Origin of the sequence: Corallococcus sp. CA049B (assembly GCF_003611685.1) — a bacterium.
Classification (GTDB): Bacteria; Myxococcota; Myxococcia; order Myxococcales; family Myxococcaceae; genus Corallococcus; species Corallococcus coralloides.
This window is the reverse complement of sequence record NZ_RAWC01000174.1, coordinates 1-19,533: the sequence shown is the minus strand read 5'-3', so window position 1 is coordinate 19,533 and position 19,533 is coordinate 1. Positions and strand designations below refer to the sequence as shown.

At 68.4% G+C, this 19,533-nt stretch carries 7 protein-coding genes; all 7 read left to right on the top strand.

Annotated features, from left to right (window positions below; translation table 11 throughout):
- The first annotated feature begins 296 nt into the window (after positions 1-296).
- Complete coding sequence (locus D7W82_RS29110) at positions 297-9,833, top strand: non-ribosomal peptide synthetase (protein ID WP_233588001.1); 9,537 nt, start codon at positions 297-299, stop codon at positions 9,831-9,833.
- A gap of 266 nt (positions 9,834-10,099) precedes the next feature.
- Positions 10,100-11,215 (top strand): NAD(P)/FAD-dependent oxidoreductase, encoded by a 1,116-nt coding sequence (locus tag D7W82_RS29105; protein ID WP_158617750.1) that lies wholly within the window; start codon positions 10,100-10,102, stop codon positions 11,213-11,215.
- Positions 11,212-12,126 carry a chlorinating enzyme gene (locus D7W82_RS29100; RefSeq protein ID WP_120621460.1) on the top strand — a complete coding sequence of 305 codons (915 nt, stop codon included), beginning with the start codon at positions 11,212-11,214 and terminating at the stop codon, positions 12,124-12,126. Before D7W82_RS29105 ends, D7W82_RS29100 begins: the two co-directional genes overlap by 4 nt.
- Before the next feature lie 35 nt (positions 12,127-12,161).
- A complete protein-coding gene (locus D7W82_RS29095; protein WP_120621459.1) occupies positions 12,162-12,941 on the top strand; it encodes a thioesterase II family protein in 780 nt (259 codons plus the stop codon).
- Positions 12,942-12,959: 18 nt separating this feature from the next.
- Positions 12,960-17,207 carry an SDR family NAD(P)-dependent oxidoreductase gene (locus D7W82_RS29090; RefSeq protein ID WP_120621458.1) on the top strand — a complete coding sequence of 1,416 codons (4,248 nt, stop codon included), beginning with the start codon at positions 12,960-12,962 and terminating at the stop codon, positions 17,205-17,207.
- A gap of 64 nt (positions 17,208-17,271) precedes the next feature.
- A complete protein-coding gene (locus D7W82_RS29085) occupies positions 17,272-18,042 on the top strand; it encodes a thioesterase II family protein (protein WP_158617749.1) in 771 nt (256 codons plus the stop codon).
- A partial coding sequence (locus D7W82_RS29080; protein ID WP_147439608.1) for a polyketide synthase occupies positions 18,039-19,533 on the top strand: 1,495 nt, incomplete at its 3' end. The genes D7W82_RS29085 and D7W82_RS29080, both read left to right, overlap by 4 nt.

The window sequence follows — 19,533 nt, the reverse complement described above, 5'->3', positions numbered from 1 at the left end:
CCCTCGCCTCCAACCTCACCGGCTCACTCGCCACCCCCTCCCTCTTCGTCCCCGACTACTGGGCACGCCACCTGCGCCAGCCCGTCCTCTTCCGCCAGGGCCTCGAGGCCCTCCTCGCCAAGAAGTTCACCCACTTCCTCGAGATTGGCCCCAGGCCCGTCCTCACACCCCTGCTGCGCTCCGCCTCCAAGGGCCTCTCCTGCATTCCCTCCCTCGACTCCTCCGACCCTGAGCGCGCCTTCTGCTCCGCCGCCGCCTCCCTCCACTCCCTCGGCCTCGACCTCGACTGGAAGGGCTTGTTCCCGGGGAAGACGCCGCGCTGGACGAGCCTGCCCACCTACCCCTTTGAGCGCACTCGCTTCTGGGCCAGCAAGACCTTCGTAGAGAGCAAGAAAGACACCATGCAAGTCAACGCGCAGACCCGCCAAGCCACTCCGGACAGCACGACCGCCGTTGCCGCCACTGCCCGCGCCGTCCGTGCGCTGTTCGCCGAACAGTTGTCCACGGAGGCCGACCGCCTCGACCAGGACACGCCGCTTCTCGAGCTGGGCGCCGACTCGTTCGTCATGGTGTCCGCGATCAAGAAGCTGGCGGAGATCTGGCAGGTCCGGATGTCCGTGCGTGACTTGTTCGAGGTCCATCTCACGGTGAACCAGATCGCGGCCCACCTGGTCGCGACCTCACCGGTGGCGGACGGCGTCGCCGCCAGGCACAGCGGGCCGGCCACCCCCGCGGCCGAGCCGGTCCGTGCTCCGGCGCCCCCGGCCCCGAGGATGGGCACTCCGGCGCCCGCCGCGCCCCAGCAGGCCTTCGTGCCCGAAGCCCCCAAGCCCGCCAGGACGTTCGCACCGGCCCCCGCGCCGGCGAGTGCGCCCGCGCCCGCGCCCACGGCAACCGGCGCCTACCAGCCGCCCCGGTTTGGAAACACGAAGCCCGCGGCCGCCCCGGGGATGACGCCGCGCCCGCCGGCCAGCCGCCTCACGGCCGAGCAGGCCGAGTATCTGGCCCGCTTCACTGCGCGCTATACGAGCAAGACGGGCCGCTCGAAGGAGCTGGCGGCCGCGACTCGCGGCAAGCTGGTCAACACCCGAAGGTCCTCGTCGGGCTTCCGGCTGGAGACCAAGGAGCTCACGTATCCCATCGTCGCCACGGACTCCAAGGGCTCGAGGATCCGGGACCTGGACGGCAACGAGTACGTGGACCTCGCCATGGGCTTTGGCGCCACGCTGTTCGGACACAACCCGGACTTCGTGCGCGAGGCCCTCGCCGTTCGCCTCGAAAAGGGCTACCAGATTGGCCCCGCGAGCGAGCTCGCGGGTGAGTGCGCCCGCTTGATCTCGTCCGTGACGGGCATGGACCGGGCGCTGTTCCTGAACTCGGGCACCGAAGCGGTGATGACCGCGATGCGCATCGCGCGGGCTGCCACGGGCCGCTCCAAGGTGGTGGTCTTCCAGAACGCCTACCACGGACACTTCGACGCCACGATGGTGACGCCCGATATCGACGGTGGCGGCGCCACGGCGCGGCCCATGACGCTCGGCACGCCCCAGCGGATGATCGATGACGTCATCGTGCTGCCCTACGCGAACCCGCGGTCCATCGACACCATCCGCGCGCTCGGCCACGAGCTCGCCGCGGTGATTGTCGAGCCGGTCCAGAACCGCCGTCCCGACCTGCACCCGACCGAGTTCCTGCAGGCCCTGCGCGAGGTCACCCGCGAGACGGGAAGCCTCCTCGTGTTCGATGAGATCCTGGTCGGCTTCCGCATCGCCCTCGGCGGCTCACAGGAGTGGTTCGGCGTCCAGGCCGACATGGTGACCTACGGGAAGATCATCGGCGGCGGACTCCCCCTGGGCGTCATCGCCGGCCGGCGCGAGATCATGGACCGCGTCGATGGCGGCGCCTGGAACTACGGCGATGACAGCGCGCCCCAGGAGAACACCACGTACACCGCCGGCACCTTCAGCATGCATCCGCTGGCCATGGCGGCATGTCACGCCACGCTGACGGAGATGCTGCGCCAGGGCGGCGAGCTGCAGCGAGCTCTCAACCAGCGCGCCGACCGGTTGATGGAGATCCTGAACGAGGTCTTCACGAACAATCAGGTGCCGCTCATGGCGGTCAACTTCGGCTCGTTCTTCCGCTTCGCGCAGTCGGGCAACCTGAGCTTCGTCTACCAGCCGATCGAGCTCGACCTCTTCTTCTACCACCTCATCGAGAAGGGCGTGTACGTGTGGGAGGGGCGGACCTGCTTCATCTCGACCGCCCATGACGACAAGGACATGGATGCCATCATCCAGGCCGTCCATGAGAGTGTGAGCGAGCTGAAGGCCGGCGGGTTCTGGCCCGGCCGGGAAGGCCCCGGCGGAGGCTCGGGGCGTCCGGGCTCCGGCTCGGACGGACACGCCTCTCCGGGCGCGAAGACCACGGCCAGCCCGGCCGCCTCCGCGGTCCCGGCGCCGCGAGACGCGGGCCGCGCTTCGCTCCTCGGCCGGGCCATGCGCCAGGATGAGGGCAGCCCGGCCGCACGCGCCCCCGAGCCATCGCGGACGAAGCCTCCGCCGCGCGCGATGCCCGCGCCCATCGTCGACGACAGCTACACCGCTCGCCGCTCCGACGGCTCCACCATCGATTTCTCCCTCTACTACTTTGGCGACCTCGCCGAGGACGCCCAGGCGGACAAGTACAGCCTCCTGCTCGACGGGGCCCAGTTCGCCGATGAGAACGGCTTCCAGGCCGTATGGTTGCCCGAGCGGCACTTCCACTCGTTCGGCGGTTTCTCGCCCAACCCCTCCGTGGTCACGGCGGCGCTCTCACAAAGGACGAAGCGGGTCGATCTGCGCGCGAGCGTGCTCATCCCCCTTCAGCACCCCATCCGGGTCGCCGAGGAGTGGGCGGTACTCGACAACCTCAGCCAGGGCCGCGTGGGGATCGCGCTGGCCTCCGGCTGGCACGCCAACGACTTCGTGCTCGACCCGGAGAGCTGGGAGCGCAAGCGAGAGGTGATGGTCGAGCGCCTCGGCGCGCTCCAGCACCTCTGGCGCGCCAGCGCAGTGCCGTTCTCCGGCCCCAACGGGCAGGATGTCCCCGTCCGTATCTTCCCTCGCCCCACCCGCGCCTCGCTGCCCCTGTGGCTCACCACGCTCGGCAATCGCGAGACCTGGTCCATGGCGGGCCGGCTCGGCCTCGGCGTGCTCACCAACCTCATCGGCCAGAAGATCTCCGACATCGCGGACAACATCCAGGCGTACCGGCAGGCCCGCACGGAGGTCGGCCTGGATCCGAACCGGGGCCACGTCACCGTGCTGCTGCACACGCTGGTGGGCGCGGAGCTGAACGAGGTGCGCGAGCAGGCCCGAGCGCCTTTTGGCCGCTATCTCGCCTCGTCCCTCGGCCTGTTCCAGCAGATGGTGCGCGAGCAGGGCCTCACCGCGGACTTCGACACCCTGACCCCCGAGGACCGCGCGTTCCTGCTCAACGCGGCCTACAACCGCTATGCGTCGGGCAACGCGCTCATCGGCACCGTGGAGAGCACGGCCGCCGTGGTCGATCAGCTCGTCGCGGCGGGGGTGGACGAGCTCGCCTGCTTCATCGACTTCGGCGTCGAGCACGACTACGTGCGCAACCACCTGCGCTTTCTCGGGGAGCTCAAGGACCGCTACCGAAAGCCCACCCAGAAGGCGCCCCCCACCAGCCTCACGTACACCTCGACGGCGCCCATCGTCATGCCCAGCGCGAGGAGCTCCGCGGGCCGTCCGGGCTCGGCCCCGGCCTCGGAGACCGCCGTCCCCGCGAGCAGCGCTGACGAAGACGAAGGGAAGCGAATCGCGCTTCGCCTCCCCCTCACGGGGGACCAGCGCATGCTCTGGTTCCTCGCGCGCATGGGCGCGGATGGCCTGATGGCCTATGCGCAGACCATCGTCCTGCGCCTGACCGGTCCGTTCGATGTCGCGGCGATGCAACGCGCCTACGCGGCCGTCATCGCCCGTCATGAAGCGCTGCGCATCGTGTTCGCCGACGATGGCGAGAGCCAGTCCGTGCTGGCCCGAGGCGTGAGTGAGGTCCCGGTCATCAATCTGTCCGCCCTGGACTCCGAGCCGCGTGCGCGGCAGTTGGAGGCGTGTCTGGCGGACGAGGCCGAGCGGCCCTTCGAACTTGACGAGTCGCTCGTGCGGCTGGCGGTGGTCAAGCTCACAGAGACGGAGCACGTGCTCGTGCTCACCAGCCATCACCTGGTCTGCGACGGGGTCTCGGTCGGCATCCTCCTGACGGAGCTCGCCGCGCTCTACGCGGATGAGGGCAAGGCCGCCAGGCTGCCTCCGGCCCCGAGCTTCGCCGAGCACGTGCACTGGAGGCTCGCCCAGCACCAGGAGGCTGACTATGCCCGCGAGGAGGCCTACTGGCTCCGGGTGATCGGCACGAAGCTGCCCGTGCTGGAGCTGCCCACCGACCGCCGTCGGCCCCCGATCAAGACCTATGACGGCGACCGGGTGACGCTCACGCTGGAGGCCGCGTTCTTCAAGCGCCTCAAGGGCTTCGCCCAGGAGATTCGCAGCACCTACTTCATGGTCGTCCTCGGCGCGTTCGCCGCGTTCTTGCATCGCGTTGCCCGGCAGGACCAGGTGGTCGTGGGCGTACCGTTCGGTGGCCGTGGTCGCGAGGGAAGCCAGACCATGATCGGCTATCTGTCCAACGTGTATCCGATCGTGAGCCGGCTCGAGCTGGGCGACAGCGTGGCCACGTACCTCGACCGCCTGCGCGCCACGCTGCTGGATGCCTACGACCACCAGAGCTATCCCTTCAGCGCGCTCGTGGCCAAGGCGATGTCGAGCACCGGGGCCGGCCGCGCCCCGTTCTTCTCGGTGGCCTTCAACTGGGACCGGGTCGACCTTCCGCGGCTCGAAGGGCTTGCTGTCGAGCAGCTCGAGTTCCGCCCGCGATATGTCGACTACGACCTGATGCCGAACATCATGGAGGTGAACGGCGAGGTCGTCATCTCATGGGATTACAACAGCCAGCTGTTCGACCGGGGCACGCTCGAGACGCTGGCGAACCAGTTCGTCGTCATGCTCCGCGCGCTCGTGCTCGACGCCAACGCGCAGGTCCACGACCTGCCCCTGCGCGACGCGGCAGCGGAGGTGGCCCTCCTCCGGGCCCCTGCCACGCCCCGTCGCGCGCCGGAGGGCCTCCGCGACACGCTCTCCGCGCTCCTGGCCAACACGGTGGCCCCCCACGGCGCGACGGCCTCGGGTGAGGTCTATGTCGTCGATGTCCGCGGCCGACCAGCGCCCGAGGGGCACGTGGGGGAGATCCTCGTTGGCGTGACTGGCGTGGCGGTGGGCGAGCAGGTCATGCCCAACCCCTTCGGCCCGGGCGTCGTCTATCGCACTGGAGCGCTCGGCCGGTATCGCTCCGGTGGAGTGCTCGACCTCCTGGAGCACGGTCGCGAGGACGCGGGCCGCGCGGCCCCCGCCCAGGAAACGGAGCGCGCCGGTTCGACAGGCCTGGGCCAGCCGACGGCCCAGGGCGAGGTATCCACCCTGACCGACATCTGGCTGGAGCTCCTGGGCGTTCCCACCGTGAGCGCGGATCAAGACTTCTTCACGCTCGGCGGCCATTCGCTGTCGGCCGTCCGGATGGTCGCGCGCATCCGCGAGTGCTTCGGCGTGGACCTGTCCCTCGGAGTGCTCTTCGACGCCCCGACCATCCGGCAACTGGCGCGGGTGATCGCAGACAAGCAGTCCAAGAGCGAATCGGCGTCGGCGCCGGACGAGGTGGGGGCGGTCGTCATCCGGCCCGACCCCACCCATCGCCACGAGCCCTTCGATCTCACTGAACTGCAGCAGGCCTACTGGCTGGGCCAGTCCGATTCGCTGTCCGGTGGCGGCCTGCCGGGCGTGGCCTATCTTGAGCACGAGATCCTGGACCTCGACGTCGACCGCTTCGAGCGCGCCTTTCAGAAGGTCATCGAGCGGCACCCCATGCTGCGCGCGGTCATCCGGAAGGACGGCCTCCAGCAGGTGCTGTCCCAGACGCCCCCGTTCCGCATCGACTGCGTGGATTTGCGTGCCCTGGGGGAGGAGGAGCGCTCGGCCACGCTGCGGCGAACCGAGATCGAAATCGCCTCCCGGGGTTTGTCGCCCGACACCTGGCCTACTCTCGCCTTGCGCGTGCACCGGCTGGACGCCCGGCGCTACCGCATCCACCTGGGCTTTCCTCTCCTGCTCGGCGATCTGCAGAGCGGCCGGATCTTCATCCGCGACCTCGACCAGATGTACCGCGATGTCACCGCCGACCTTCCGCCTGTCGGCTTCGACTACCGCGACTACGTGAACACGTTGCGCGAGACGCGCGCGACCGCGGCCTTCAAGCGCGCCGAGACCTATTGGCGTGATCGCCTGGCAACGCTGCCTTTGGCGCCGAGCCTTCCCCGGGCCAACAACGCCCAGGACAAGGAGGCGCGGGACGAAGGAACGGCGTTCATGCGGCATGAGGGTCTGCTGCCCCGGGCCGCCTGGGATGCCCTCAAGCGGCGGGCGCGTGCCGCGGGCCTGACGCCGGCGGCGCTGGTGACGGCCGTCTATGCCGAAGCCATCACGGAGTTTTGCGAGAGCCCGCACTTCACGCTGAATCTGCTCTATCAGAACCGGCCGTCCTGGCATCCGCGGATTCAAGAAGTGGTCGGCAACTTCAGCACCACCATCCTCCTCGAGGTCGACAACCGCGAGCCCCTGCCCTTCGAGAAGCGGGTGCGCGCGCTGCAGACACGGCTGTGGAGCGACATGGAGCACGCGCAGGTCAGCGGCATCCAGGTCGTTCGCGAGCTGGCGCGGCAGCGGGGCTCGAGCGTGGCGTCGTCCATGCCCGTGGTCCTGGCCAGCAGCCTCCATATGTCCGCCGCGGAGGTCGAGTCGGACGCGCTCTTCTTCACGGTGGTGAGCAACCGGCTGCAAACCCCCCATGTGTGGATTGACCATCAGGTGATGGAGTCCCGCGCGGGCCTGCGCTTCCACTGGGATGTGCGCAAGGGAATCTTCCCGCCCGGCCTGACCGCGTCCATGTTCGCGATCTTCACCGACCTTCTGGCCAAGCTCGCCAAGGGCCGTGGCTGGGATGAGGTCAGGCCCGTCGAGCTTCGTCCCTCCGAGTTCGACGCTCGCACCCGGGCCAATGCCTCGGACAAGCCCCAGGCCCGCGAGATGCTCCACGAGCTCTTCGCGGCACAAGCGGTCCAGCGTCCCCAACACCCCGCGATCATCGCGGGTGAGCGGGTCATCTCCTACGGCGAGCTCAGTGAGCGCGCCAACCGGCTGGCCCACCGCATCCGCGCCCACGGCGTGGGCCCGAACCAGCTCGTGGCCATCAGCATGGACAAGGGCTGGGAGCAGCTCGTGGCGGTGCTTGGAGTCCTCCACGCGGGCGCCGCGTACCTGCCCGTTGATCCCTCCCTCCCCACAGAGCGTCTGCACACGCTCATGCAGCATGGCCGCGCGGCCATGATCCTCACGCAGCAAGCGCTCGAGTCCACGGTGGCATGGCCTGAAGACTTGCCACGCCTCGTGGTCGCGCGTGAATCCGAGACGGGTGACGCCACGCCGCTCCCCTTCACCCAGACCGCGTCCGATCTCGCCTATGTCATCTTCACCTCGGGTTCGACCGGCGTGCCCAAGGGAGTGATGATCGACCATCGCGGCGCGGTCAACACGGTCCTCGACATCAACCGGCGCTTCAACGTCGGGCCCGAGGATCGGGTGCTGGCGGTGTCGTCGCTGAGCTTCGACCTTTCGGTCTATGATGTTTTCGGACTGCTGGCCGCTGGCGGCAGCGTCGTGATTCCGGATGCCGCGCAGGCCCGCGAGCCCGCGCACTGGGCCCGGCTCATCCACGAGCACCGGGTGACCATCTGGAACTCGGTCCCCCAGCTGATGCAGCTGCTGGTGGATCGGGAGGAGCAGGAGCACGCCGCGCCCCTCGAGAGCCTTCGGGTCGTCATGCTCAGCGGCGATTGGATTCCGGTGTCACTGCCTGGCCGGATCCAAGCCCGGACGGAGCGATGTCAGGTGGCCAGCCTGGGCGGTGCGACCGAGGCGTCGATCTGGTCGATCATCTACCCCATCGATCGCGTGGATCCGTCCTGGCAGAGCATTCCCTATGGACGCCCCTTGGACAATCAGCGCTTTCACGTGCTCGACGCCGCCTTGCGTCCACGGCCGACGTGGGTCCAGGGAGAGCTCTACATCGCCGGCATCGGCCTGGCCCAAGGCTACTTGTCGGATCCGGACAAGACCCGGGATCGCTTCATTCATCACCCTGTGACCGGCGAGCGGATGTACCGCACTGGAGATCTCGGCCGCTACCTGTCGGATGGCAACATTGAGTTCCTCGGGCGCGCGGACCACCAGGTGAAGGTTCAGGGGTATCGCGTCGAGCTGGGCGAAATCGAAGCCAGTCTGGAAAAGCACCCGCGGGTCAAGGCCTGCGTGGTCTCCGCCTACGGTCCCAGCCGCGGAGAGCGGCGTCTGGTCGCCTACGTCGTGGGCCAGGACACGGAGCCCGGAGACGCACCCGCCGCCGTAGACACCGAAGCCCTGCGCAAGCACCTCGCGACCCAGTTGCCGGCCTACATGGTCCCGGGCCAGTTCGTCCTGCTGTCCGAGCTGCCATTGACCTCCAATGGCAAGATCGACCGCCAGGCCCTGCCCGCCCCCGACGCCGTGCTCGACGTCGCTCGCCGAGCCAAGCGGGTCGCGCCGCAGACGCCGCTCCAGCAGACCCTCGCGGAGATCTGGCGCGAGGTCCTCGCCGTCGACGACATCGGAATCCACGACGACTTCTTCGCCGAACTGGGCGGCCATTCCTTCGCGGCCGTCCGCCTCCTGGCGCGGGTGAACGCGAAGCTGGGCCGTGAGCTGCCCTTGTCCAGTCTGCTCGAGGGACCCACGCTGGCCCATCAAGCGGAGCGGCTCCAACAAGCGGCGCTGGAGGGCGCGGACCCGGCGCACGTCTCCGGCGCGGCGGCCGTGTCAAACACTCCGGCCTGGTCGCCCGTGGTGCCGCTGCGCAAGCAGGGCTCCGAACGCCCCCTCTTCCTGGTGCACCCCGTCGGTGGAAACGTCTTCTGCTACCGCGCCCTGGTCGCGTCCATCTCGCCGAAGCGTCCGGTGTATGGACTGCAAGCGCGCGGCTTCGTCGGTGAGCAGACGCCGCTCGACAGCTTGCAGGAGATGGCCCGTGTCTATGTGGACGCGATGCGCGGAATCCAACCCCGAGGGCCTTATCTGCTAGGCGGCTGGTCCATGGGTGGACTGGTCGCGCTGGAGATGGCTCGGGTGTTCGAGGAGCAGGGAGATGAAGTCGAACTGCTCGCACTCATTGACAGCGTTGTGCCAGGCCGCAAAACCATGCTAGACGGTCTCGGCCTCCTGGCGTGGTTCATGCGGGATTTGCTGGCGACCAGCAGCCGTGTTCGCGACCTCGACCTGAGTGGACTCGAGCACTTTGATGATGCCGCCCGGTTGACCGCGGTGCTGGAGCGGGCCAAGGCCCAGAATGCCATTGCACAGGACGTCACAGCCGAGCAACTCGGGCGCCTGTACCGCGTATTCGTCCGCCACAGCGCGGCCATGGATGCCTATGCCCCGACCCCCGTGCGAGCCCCCGTCTTGCTTCTGGACGCGGCCGATTCCGAGGAGCGCGAGCGGGTCGCTCCCTGGAAGCGATTGACCTCCAGCCTCAAGCACCACCGCATTGCCGGCAACCACTATTCGATTCTAGACGAGCCTCACGTCGCCACCTTGGCCAAGCGGCTGGGCGCGGCACTCCGAGACAAGTAGACACCGAGGCATCCCCTCGTCTGAATCAGATGGGAGCAGCCGCGCATCTCTCATGCGCGGCATGGCTTGGTTTGGCGTGCAGGTCGTCCTCGGGAACCTCCGGCAAGCAGACCCACACCTGTTTTCGTCGAGGGCCACATTGCCCGAGGGCCGGGGCGAACGTCCCTACAGCCGGACAAGCACCTGCGGCTCAACTTGTTAGATGCGGGCATCCCTCAGCAGCAACCCTGAAGAACAACCAACACCTGGCGAGCAGACGCACTGAGATGACTTCCTTCACCCAAGCACACTCCACGCATCGCACAGACGTTGTAATCATTGGCGGAGGCCAGAGCGGTCTGGCCCTGGGCTACTACCTGTCGCGACGCGGCCAGCGGTACATCATCCTCGACAGTGGTTCGGAAGTCGGCCACATGTGGCGCAATCGCTGGGAGTCGCTGCAGCTCATCACCCCATGCCCGTACAACAATCTGCCCGGTCAGGACTTTGAAGGGCCTGCGTGGTCCTTTCCCACCAAGGATCAGGTGGCCGACTACCTGGCCCGCTACGCACAGAAGTTCTCCATTCCCGTCCGCACCCAGCACCACGTGAGCAGCCTGCGCCGGGAGGGAGACGTCTACCGGATCGAGACCAATCAAGGAGTCTTCGAAGCCCTTGCGGTGGTAATCGCCACGGGTCCGTACCATGAGCCCCGTATCCCGGAAGCGGCGCGCGGCGTGGATGAGCGGGTGGTGCAGCTGCACAGCAAGGATTACCGCAAGCCCCAGCAGATTCCCGGGGGCCAGGACGTCCTGGTGGTCGGCTGCGGCAACTCCGGTGCGGGCATCGCCCAGGACCTGGCGCGGGTCCACCAGGTCCATCTGGCATTGGGTCGCACGGCGTGGCTGCGGCGCCGCATCTTCGGGCGGGATCTCTTCTGGTGGTCCCATCTCCTCGGCCTCCCTCGGGTCACCGCCGATTCGCGACTGGGCAGCCGCATGAAGCAGCAGCCTGACGAGGTCATCGGCACCTCGCCGGAGCGGCTCGCCGCCGAGCACGGCATCAAGCTTCAGTCCCGGGTGATGGCCGTGGAGGGCAACGAGGTCCACTTCGCCGACGGCACCCGGCACCGCTTCGGCGGGATCGTCTGGGCCACGGGCTACCGGCCCCACTACCCCTGGGTCCAGGTCCCGGTCTTCACCGAGCAGGGCGCGCCCGTGCACCAGCGGGGCGTGTCGAACTCGCCGGGTCTCTATTTCCTCGGCCTCAAGTGGCAGTACCACTTCGACTCCTCCCTGTTGGGCGGCGTCGGCCGAGATGCGGAATTCATTGATCAAGAGATCGCGTCGTACCTGTCCAACCGCGTCCCTCAAGAGGCCGCGTCTTTAGAGGCAACCCCATGAACACCACTTCTGACACGCTGTTGACCCCAGAGGAAATCACCCGCTTCAAGCGGGATGGGGTGATCGGTCCCTTCAAGCTCTACGAGCCCGAGGTGGCTCGCGAGATGCTGCACGCCATCCGGATGCGCAACGCGGACCGGACGAACATGCTGCACAAGAACGACGTCAACTACGACCGACACTTCGACATCCCCGAGCTGTCGCAGCATATCGGGCACCCGGGCATCGTTCGTCGCGTCCGCGGCATCCTGGGCATGAACCTCCTGGGCTGGCGCACCGAGTTCTTCCCGAAGTTTCCCGGCGCCGTGGGGACCGAGTGGCATCAGGTGGCAAACTACCGCTACGCGACTGGCGTGCCGATGCTCGAGCCCCTGGAGGGACGGACCGACGACCATCTGGACATCACCGTCTGGACGGTGTTCACAGAGGCCACACGCGAGAACGGGTGCATGAAGTTCCTGCCCGGCAGTCACAACAAGGTCTATTACGACGAGTCCAAGGCCGTGACCCAGGGGCGCACCGACGCGTACCGCTCGATCGAGGCGAAGAGCGATTTCTTCGGCTATGACTTCCAGGAGTTCAAGGTCGACCCCAAGTGGATGCCCGATGAGAGCCAGGCGCTTGCCATGGAAATGCAAGCGGGCGAGTGTGTCATCTTCACGGCCAAGTGCGTGCATGCGTCGTATCCCAACTCGACCCAGCGCAAGACCCGCTTCGCCATCACCAGCCGCTACACATCCACGGACGTGCGCGTCTATCCATACGAGCGCAAGTTCCGCGCGCACGGTGGGGACTTCGATCTGGACGCGGCGAACTATGGCTGTGTGCTGGTGAGTGGCGAGGACCGCTACGGGCACAACCGCATCAGGCGCGAGAACAACCTGGGACAAGCCTTCCCCCACCTGGCGTGAGGCGTTCCACCTCCTCCGTGCACGGAAAGTCCGCGATGGCCGAGCTGCCCCCTTTGAGTTCCTGGCTGCGTCCCCTCCGGAGGCCGGCGTGTCCACGCCTCACGCTGGTCGCCGTTCCCCCGGCAGGGAGTGGGGCCTCGCTGTACGCGCCCTGGCAGGCCCACCTGCCGGAGGACGTGGCGTTGTTCGCGGTCCAGCTGCCTGGCCGCGAGAATCGCATCCGCGAGCCCTTGCTGACCCGTTTCGACGCGGCCGTCGAGGGCATCACGTCCGCGCTGGCCACCCTCCCGGGCCCCATCGATGGCTTGTTCGGCCACAGCTTCGGCGCGATCCTCTCCTTCGAGGCGATGCGCCGGATGCGCCGTCTGCGCCAGCCCCTGCCCCGCCACTTCTTCGCCTCGGGCCACATCGGCCCGGAACTCGACAGCAACGTGGGAGCCATCCACGAGCTGCCCCGTGAGCAGTTCATCGCCGAGCTCAGGAGCTTCAATGGCCTGGTCGAGGAGATTCTCGCCCACCCCCAACTGCTCGACATCGTGCTCCCCATCGTCCGCTCCGATCTCGCGCTCGACTACTCCTATTGCATGACCGAGGAGCCACCGCTCCCCGTGCCCATGACGGGCCTGGCCGGCGTGGATGACCCTATCGCTCCGCCAGACCAGGTGAGCGCCTGGTCGCACCAGAGCAGCATTGGTTTTGATCTCAAGACATTCCCAGGAAGTCATTTCTTCATCCGAGACAACGTCCAGTCCACGGTCGCGACCATCCTCGCGGCGTTGAAGCCGCCCGTGGCCCTGCCCGCTGTGTCTCGTTGAGCCAGGAGACCGCCACCGATGAACCCGTCTCGATTTGCCGACAAGCATGCCTTGAATGTGGATGGGATTGCCGCCCGGTTGTCCGCGGCGCTGCTCACGGATCCCCAGGTGCGGGAGTGTGCCGTCCTGCCGCGCCAGGAGTCTGGAGGACACAGTCTCGTCGCGTATGTCGTCGCGACCGGGCCGGTGACGCTGGAGGGCGCGCGCGCGCTCGCGGACAGGCAGGGGGTTTCCGCGCGGGAGCTCGTAGCCGTCGTCCCGCTCACCCGGCTGCCGCGCGATGGTGGCGGCCAGCTGGATATGGCTCGACTCCAGCGCATGCCGCTGCTCGACGAGACGGCGTTCGCGACCCTGCGCGAGCGGTTGCTCGCCCTGGATCCAACGGCGGAGCTGGTGTCCGAGGAAGTGCCGCTCAAGGCGCCCATGCCCCTCGCCGAAGGCCCGACGCAGGTCAGCACGCTGCAGGCACTTCTCCAGGGGCCTGAGCTGCCCGACTCGCCCGACACGCCCACGACGCTGGCCGAGGTGCTGGAGCGGGCGGCGCGCATCTCGCCGGAGTACGGGGTCCGCTTCCTCACCTCGGCGGGTGAGCGCTTCTCTTCCTACCCCGAGCTGCTCGCCGAGGCCCGCCGGATCGCGGGGGGACTGGTGAGCGCGAACCTCCCCCCCGGCAGCGAGCTCATCATGCAGTTGGCAAGTCCCGATGACTTCGTTCCCGCGTTCTGGGGCGCGGTGCTGGCCGGACTGGTCCCGGTGCCGCTCGCCGTACCGGTGTTGCTGTCCGCAGGAGAGCCGGCCAGCGAGAAGGTGCGCTTGACCATGGCGCGGCTGCCGTCCGCGGCGCTCATCACCCGGGAGGACCGCGCCGGACAGGTCGCCGAGTTGCTGCGTGCCGGTGGGCTCACCGGGCGGAGCGTGCTGTCCCTGGACAGCCTCCGGAGGGCCGCCCCCCTCACCACTCCCGTGGTCCGTCCGCCGGATGCTCCTGCGCTGCTGCTGCTCACCTCCGGCAGCACGGCCGAACCCAAGATCGTGCCCCAGACGCACCGCCGGCTGATCAGCCGCTCGCGCGCGACGATCCTCACCAACGGCTTTCGCCGCGAAGAAGTGTCCCTCAACTGGCTGCCGCTGGATCACGTGGGCGGCCTGGTCATGTTCCACCTGCGCGACGTGGTGTGCGGCTGTTCGCAGCTTCAGGCGGAAACCAACCTGGTGCTCAAATACCCGCTCATCTGGATGGACTGGTGTAGCCAGTACCAGGTCACCGTGACCTGGGCGCCGAACTTCGGCTACAGCCTGCTCAACACGCGCGCCAAGGAGGTCCGCGCGAAGCGCTGGGACTTGTCCGCGCTCTGGTTCATCCTCAATGGCGGCGAGGCGATTGTCGCCGAGCAGGCGCGGGAGTTCATGGAGCTGCTGGCTCCCCACGGCCTGCGAGCAGATGCCATGCGCCCCGCCTGGGGCATGTCCGAGACGTGCTCGGGCGTGACCTTCGAGCACGACTTCCGGAGCATCTCGACCCGAACCGCGTCCGTATCGGTCGGCCGGCCCATCCATGGCATCACCGTCCGCATCGCCGATGACGATGGACACGTGATGGGCGAGGGGGCGCGCGGACGGCTGCAGATCCGCGGGGTCAGCATCTTCGAGGGCTACCTGAACAACCCCGAGGCCAATCGGGAGTCCTTCCCCGGTGATGGCTGGTTCGACACCGGCGACCTGGGCGTCATCATCGACCAGGGTCTGCACATCGTGGGCCGGCGCAAGGACGTCCTCATCGTCAACGGGCTCAACATCGCCCCCACCGAAATCGAGCGCATGGTGGAGACGAACCCTGACGTCGTGCCCGCCCACACTGCGGCCATCGCCGTGCGCGAGGCGGGCGATATCACCGACCAGCTCGCCCTGTTCCTCCATACCGAGAAGACCGGCGAGGCGCGCGAGGCGCTGCTGTCGGACCTGCGCATCCAGCTCGCCCGCACCTTTGGCATCTCGCCCTCGGTGATCGTGGAGGTGGCGCCCGAGGAGATGCCGCGGACCTCCATCGGGAAGATCCAGAAGGAAGTGCTCAAGTCCCGGCTTGAGAAGGGCCTCCTGGTGCCCGCCTGGCAGCGGGGTCGCAAGAACACGGCGGCTGCCAACAACCTGTTCGCCCCCCCCCGGGAGGAGGGACTCAACGGCAGCGTGTACCGCCGGAACTGGGTGCCGCACGGACTTACTCCCGTGCGAGCCCTCCCCGACACCGTGGTGGTGTTCGCACCCGCAGGTGAGCCGGGCAAGCGGCTGACGGCGGCGCTGGCCACGGGACAGCGTCGGGTCCTCGTGGTCGAGCCAGGGACGGGCTTCGCGCTCAACGGCGGGGATCGGCTCACCGTGCTGCCGGGCGATGCGGAGGATGCCGCGCGGCTGGTCGAGCACCTCGCCGATACGGCGGCCGGCGCGCCGCTCATCTACGCCTGGCCCCTGGAGGGCAAGTCCGGAGCCGAGGCGTCTTTCGACGCCACCGAGGCCCTCCTCGCATTGCTGCCGCCGCTGGCCCGGCGCTTCGGCAAGAATCATCCGCGACTGCTGGCCGTGACCCACGGGGCCGCGCGTGTCGGCACGGGCGAACTCCTCGGCGACCCCAAGGCGGCGATGTTCGGCGCGCTCCTGAGGGTCGTGCGCGAGGAGACGCGGGCCGCCGTGCGCGCCGTGGACATCGACTCGCTCGAGGCGTTCGCCGAGGTGGTCCTCGGCGAGCTCACCGACCCGAGCGGCGAGGTCGAGTGCGCCTACCGCCGTGGGATCCGGCGGGTCAGCCGGTTGGCGCCGGTCCGCCTGCAGGAACAGGGCGGCACCCTGCGCCAGGGCAAGCGTTATGTCGTCATCGGCGGACTGGGTGGCATTGGCCGCGCGCTGGTGCGCCACCTCGTGACCGCGTTCGGGGCCCGCGTCGCCATCCTCGGGCGCCGTGCCGAGCGCGCGCTGGATCCGGCCAGCGCGGCGGCGTTGACCGGACTGCGCCAGCTCGGCGCGGTCACCTACGGCGCGGGCGATGTCTCCGACAGCGACGGGCTGAGGGGGGCGCTCGCGCGCGCCAGTGAATCCCTGGGGGGAACCCCCGATGGCGTCTTCCACCTCGCGGGCGGCTTCTTCGAACAGCCCCTGGAGCAGCTCGAGCGGGACAAGGCCCTCGGCGGAATGATCGCCAAGGTCAGCGGCAGTCGCGAGGTCGTCGAGGCGGCGGAGGCCCTGGGCATCCCCTGGGTGGCCCTGTTCTCGTCGGTCAATGGCTACTTCGGCGGACCGGGGCTCGCCACCTACGCGGCGGCCAACCGCTTCCAGGAAGCGCTCGCGGGCTCCTGGAATGGCAAGCGAACCCGGGTGTGTACGCTCGCATGGTCGATGTGGGACGAGACGGGCCTCAGCCGCGGCTACGCGAACAAGGAGCTCACCCGCGAGCGAGGCTTCGTGGTGTTCTCGCCCGACGCCGCGCTGCAGTTGCTGGACAGCGCCCTGAGCCAGGCCCAGGACACCCTGTTCATCGGACTCGATGCCACCCGGCCGCGCATGCGGGTGGAACTCGACATGTCCCCCGAGCCCCTCACGTGTCTGACCGCACGCACCAGCGCGGAGCCGCGCGCGATCCACGCCCTGGGTGATGCGTTCGGCATCGAGCTTGCCGTGCGGCCGCGCTCCAGCACCGCCGCCCCGGCCAAGGCGGCCGGAGTGGCGGCGCTCGCCGCGCGTACCGCCACGGACCCGGCCGCCATGGCCGAACAGCTGGCGGCGCTCTGGTGCGACGTGCTCAAGCTGGACGCGGAGGAGCTGGCACACGACACCAACGTGTTCGACCTGGGGGCGCACTCCCTGCTGCTGCCCAACATGCAGGGGCGTATCCGCGAGGCCTTTGGCGTCGAGCCGACCGTGGTGGACCTGTTCCAGTATCCCACGGTGGCCAAGCTGACGGCGTACCTGGCGAGCCGGCTCTCCGCCATGGCTGGACAGCAGGCCCCGGCTTCGGAGGCGCCCGCCACGGACCCGGCCGCCATGGCCGAACAGCTGGCGACGCTCTGGTGCGACGTGCTCAAGATGGACACGGAGGAGCTGACACACGACGCCAACGTGTTCGACCTGGGGGCGCACTCCCTGCTGCTGCCCAACATGCAGGGGCGTATCCGCGAGGCCTTTGGCGTCGAGCCGACCGTGGTGGACCTCTTCCAGTATCCCACGGTGGCCAAGCTGACGGCGTACCTGGCGAGCCGGCTCACCTCGACCGAGAGCTAAGACCATGCCTGGGAAGTGGCTCCTGAACCATCACCGCGCGCCAACACGGGGCCCCAGGCTGCTGGTGCTGTTTCACTACGCGGGCGGCGCGGCGTCCGCGTTTCGTGACTGGCCCGCTCACGTCGGTGAGCGGGCCGAGACCCTGATGGTGCAACTGCCTGGCCGTGAGGGCCGGCTTGGTGAGGCGCTCGTCGAGGAGCTCGCCGCGGTGACGGAGCCCCTGGTGACGGCCATCGCTCAAGCCGCGCATGGGCGCCCGGTGATGCTCTACGGCCACAGCATGGGTGCCGCGCTCGCCCACCACGTCGCCCGAGAGGCGGTCGCGCGTCGCGCCTTCGCGCTCGCCGCGCTCGCCGTCTCGGCGCGGCGTGCGCCCCATGTCCCACCCTATGAGCAGGATCTCCGCACCCTGGATGACGCGGGTGTGCTGAGCGCGCTGCGTGTCTTTGGCGAGATACCCGCTGAGCTCCTGGCCGAGTCCCATCTGGCCGACGCCCTCGTGCAACGGACCCGGGCCGACTTCTGCATCGCCCAGGGCTGTCATTGGCCCGTTCCCCCCAGAACCTCGCTGCGGCTCGCGGTGCCCTTGCTGGCGCTGGGTGGAATCGACGATCCAACGGTCGCGATTGGCCATCTCAGATCCTGGCAGGCCTTCACTCGGGGCCCCTTCCAGGTGCGAATGCTGCCTGGCCACCATTTCTTCATCCGGGATCCGCGCAACGTGAAGCACACGGTGGAGGCCTTGTTCGCGCATGCTGCGGCATCGGCTGGAGACGCCGTGCCCAGCGTGAGCAATCCCTCCCTTCAAGCAACCTCCACGCGAGGCGAGACATGACCTTCGACAGCACCCGCGACGTCGCCATCATCGGACTGTCCGCCCGCCTGCCTGGCGGGCCCGACCTGGACGCCTTCTGGCGGAATCTCCTGGAAGGACGCCACGCGATCCGGACCTTCACCCGAGACGAGTTGCTCGCCGACGGGGTTCCCGAGGCACTGGCCTGCCGCGAGGACTACGTGCCCCGGTCCGCGTTCGTCGAGGACACGCATCTCTTCGATGCCTCGTTCTTCGGCTTCAGCAGGCGCGAAGCCGAGGTCATGGATCCGCAGTTCCGGCTGTTCTTCGAATGTGCCTGGGAAGCCCTGGAGGATGCGGGCCACGCGGGTCGAGCCGCGGGAATGCGCGTGGGTGTGTTCGCCACGTCTGGCATGAGCCTGTATTCCGGCAAGGCGATGAACACCTACTTCCGGACCAACGTTCAGCATCAGGCCGAGGCCCTGGAGCACTTGGATCAGATTCAAATCAAGGTGCTCAACGAGCGGGACTATTTGCCGACCCAGCTGTCGTATCGCCTGAACCTCACCGGGCCCAGCCTCACGGTCCACACCGCGTGCTCCTCGGCGCTGGTCGCCCTCCACTTCGGGGTCGAGAGTCTGCGCAAGCGGGAGTGTGATGCCGCCCTGGTCGGCGCCGCCGCCCTGCATGCGCCACGCATGGCGGGCTATGTCCACACCACCGGGAGCATCTTCTCGGCGCATGGCGTCTGCCGGCCATTTGATCAAAAGGCCGATGGCATCGTCGGAGGCAACGGCGTCGGAGTGCTGATGCTGCGCCGGTTGAGCGACGCCCAGGCGGATGGCGATCGCATCCTCGCGGTCATTCGTGGCACGGCGATCAACAACGACGGCGCGCGCAAGGTGAGCTACACGGCGCCCAGCATCGACGGTCAAAAGGAGACCATTCGCGGTGCGCTCTCCGACGCGGGCATTTCCGCTCGGGAAATCGGCTTCGTCGAGGCCCACGGCACCGGCACCGGCTTGGGTGATCCCATCGAGGTGGCGGCGCTCACCCAGGCCTTCTCGGTGGATCAAGCCACCGCGCCGGGAAGCGTTGCCATCGGCTCGGTCAAATCGAACGTCGGACACCTCGACACCGCGGCCGGCATGGCCTCGCTGCTGAAGACCGTGCTGGCACTGAGGCATGGCCAGGTGCCCCCCACCGCGGGTTACGAGCGGCCCAATTCCCATATCGCATTCGACCAGACCCCTTTCCTGGTCAACACCCAGCCGCTGCACTGGGAGCCGAGGAACGGTCGCCGGCATGCGCTGATCGGCTCATTGGGCGCTGGAGGGACCAATGCACACGTGGTGCTCGCCGATTGGCCCGTGGAGGCCCAGCCCGCGGAGCGAGCGAGCACGGACGAGCCGGTGTGCATCGCGCTGTCGGCCAAGAACGACGCGGCGCTCAAGGAGCTGGCCCAGCGCCATGCCTCGGCCCTCGCCTCCGGCTCCGCTTGCCCTCGCGACTGGGCCTACAGCACCTGCACCG

Coding starts and splice junctions, on each gene's coding strand:
- D7W82_RS29095 (WP_120621459.1), top strand. CDS start 12,162: ATGGCCGAGCTGCCCCCTTTGAGTTCCTGGCTGCGTCCCCTCCGGAGG.
- D7W82_RS29105 (WP_158617750.1), top strand. CDS start 10,100: ATGACTTCCTTCACCCAAGCACACTCCACGCATCGCACAGACGTTGTA.
- D7W82_RS29090 (WP_120621458.1), top strand. CDS start 12,960: ATGAACCCGTCTCGATTTGCCGACAAGCATGCCTTGAATGTGGATGGG.
- D7W82_RS29100 (WP_120621460.1), top strand. CDS start 11,212: ATGAACACCACTTCTGACACGCTGTTGACCCCAGAGGAAATCACCCGC.